Here is a 2,758-nt window from a genome sequence, read left to right as displayed (position 1 = left end):
GGGTCCCCCGGGCGCGGCCGGGGCATCGCCGCACGGGCGACGCCCCATGACCGCACCCGACGCGCCGGGCCCGGCAGCCGCCGGGTCCGGCGCGGCCGGCCCCCCTGCCCCCGCCCCGCCGTCCACGGACGCGGGCGGGACGGACCACGACTCGGCGCGCACACCGGCCGGAGTCACGGCCTTCGGCCCGCGCCCTGCCCCGGACACCACCACCGCGGAGCCCGCGGAGCCCGCGGAGCCCGCGGACGAGCAGCCCGAAGGCCACGGTGCCCGGGCGGCCCTCCCCCGCGACGACAGCAACGGCACCGACAGCAACGGCACCGACAGCAACGACGACGCCACCAGCGACGGCGGCCATGACGAGGCGTCGCCCGCGGCTGCCGGGTCGCTCGCCTCCCACGGCGTGCCGGCGGGAGACGCCGCCGCGGAGGAGACCGCCCGGACGACGGCCGAGGTCGAGACCCCTCGGCCGACGCCGGCCGAGGACGGGCGGCAGGAGACAGCTGCGCCCCCGCGTGACTCCGTCACCGCCGTCACCGCCGCGGCCGCCACGGTCGTCGAGGACGGGGGCACGGCGGCACACGCCCCCGAGGACTCCGATGACCGGCCCGAGGGAGCCCGGACGGACAACGAGGCAGCGGCCGACGACGAGGCGGCGGCCGACGACCAGACAGCGGCCGACGACGAGACCCGGGTCGACGGCGAGGCCGAGGCGCCCGAGCCCGAGGCCGAACGCCCCTCCCGGCTGCGCGGCCGGCTGCGGTCCCTGCTGTCCATCAGTGGCGACACCCCCGACAACGACCCCGCGCGGTACGCGATCGCGGACTCCGCCGCCCGTGGCGGCCGCGCCCCGCGGACCGTCGTGACGGCGGTCGCATCCGAGGTCGAGCCGAGGCCCGTGCCGGAAACGGCGCCGACCGAGCCGTCAGCGCCGCCGGCCGGCGAACCGGCCTCCGCCGAACTCCCGGCGGCCGCATCCGCCCCGGGCGACGGCCCGGCCGAGGAGGACACCGCTCGACACCACCGTGACGCCACCGGGACCGCTGCCGACGCGGCTGCGGCGCCGGTGGGCCTCACCCCCGAGCCCGCCCCGACCGGTGCGGACGGAGAACCGGCGGTGCGTTCCGCGTCCGAGGCCGCCGGCCCGGCCGCTCCGGTCCGCACCGCACCCCGGCCCGTCGGTGCCACAGCCAGTCGCACCCTCGACGCCGCTCTCGCCCGGCCCCAGACGGCCGAGGGCGAGAGCACCGCCGCTGCCGAGGACGACGCCGAGCAGGCGCCCGGGAGCAGCGCCCCCACCGACTCGGCCGCACCGGGGGCAGCCCCCGGCGCACCCGACACACCTGACGTACCCGAGGACTGCGACGGGGGCCCTGTGTCGACCGCGGACGCCCGCAGCGCAGCGGTCGCCGGGCAGCCCGCCGCGCGCACTGCCGCGCAGCCGGTCGGCGCGACCGCCAGCCGCACCCTCGACGCAGCACGCGCCCAGGCCGAAGCAGCCGAGGACGAGGTGGCCGCACCCACCGCGCGCCGACCGGCCGCCGTCGCCGAGGCCCGGACCGCAGCGGCCCCGCCCGCCCGTCCGGACGGCGACACCACCGCAGCGGACACCGTGCAGCCCGCCGCCCGCGCCACCGCGCAGCCCGTCGGTGCCACCGCCAGCCGCACCCTCGACGCCGCACGCGCCCAGGCCGAAGCAGCCGAGGCAGCCGAGGAGGAAGCAGCAGGGGGCGAGATGGCCGACGTGGCGTCGACGGAGCCCGCGGCGCCCGCCCCGACCCGGACGGAGGCGGCAGCACCGCGGCGCGGCACCGACGACGCCGCGCCACCGCTCGGCAGCTCCGCCGGCGCACCCGCCCCGGGCGCGGTGTTCATGGTCCCGGCGCCGCCGGCCGTCCCGCCCGTGGTGCACCTGGGGCGCTCGGCGGCCGTGCCTGCCCCGGGCGCCGTCTTCCCGCTGCCGGCCTTTCCGCCGCTGCCGGGGTCGTCGGCGGGTCGCCCGGCCGTGGCGACCGTCTTCGTCCTGCCGCCGTTCCCGCCGCTCACGGTCGCGCCGACGCCGGGCACCTCGGCTGCGGCGCCCGTCCCGGGCGCGGTCTTCGCCGTGCCCGCGTTCCCGCCGGTGCCGGGCTGCTCCCCCGCCCGGCCCGCGAGCGGCAGAGTCCACGCGCTGTCGCTCGCGCCCGACGCACCGCCGACATCGGCCGCGGCTGCCGTGACGAACGGGACGGCACCGGAGGACGGCCGGCCCGTCGAGTACAGCGGCTCGGCCGCCGCGGCGAACGACGCCGTGTCGACCTCGCGGTGGGGCGCGGACCGGACGGCGGACGGCCTCCCGCCCGTCGCGGCGTCGGCCTCGGCGTCGGCCTCGCTGCCCGGTGAGGACGCGCCGCAGCTCGCGCTGTTCGAGCTTCCCGACGCGCCGGCCCCCGCCGCGGGCGATGGCGGCGCCCTGTCGCGCCCGGAGACCGACCGGTCCCCGGTGGACGACCCGGCTGAGATGGCGAGCGGCTGCGCCGGGGAGGTACCGCCGCTCCCGGCCGCGCCGCCGGTATCCGGCGGCGGGGCCGCGGACGGACTCGCCGCCGCGCCGGGCCGTCCCGCAGCCGTCGCACAGCCGTGGGGCACCGGAGCGGCCCCGATGCCGCTCCCGCTGGGGGCGTTCCCGCTGGTCACCCGGGTCAGTGCCCGCGCGGCGGGCGCGGCAGGGCAGCCGGCGACGGCGCCGGGCACCGCCGAGGGTGCCGCCGCCGAGCAC

The 2,758-nt window shown here is 81.0% G+C and carries 1 pseudogene; it reads left to right on the top strand.

What is annotated here, in order from left to right:
* Positions 1 to 46 precede the first annotated feature (46 nt).
* Positions 47 to 2,758, top strand: a pseudogene (locus HCN52_RS23615) (hypothetical protein); the annotation flags it as partial.

This window comes from Streptomyces bohaiensis, assembly GCF_012033785.1.
Lineage (GTDB): Bacteria > Actinomycetota > Actinomycetes > Streptomycetales > Streptomycetaceae > Streptomyces > Streptomyces bohaiensis.
The sequence above is the reverse complement of the archived record's forward strand: the minus strand, read 5'-3'. Positions and strand labels throughout refer to the sequence as shown.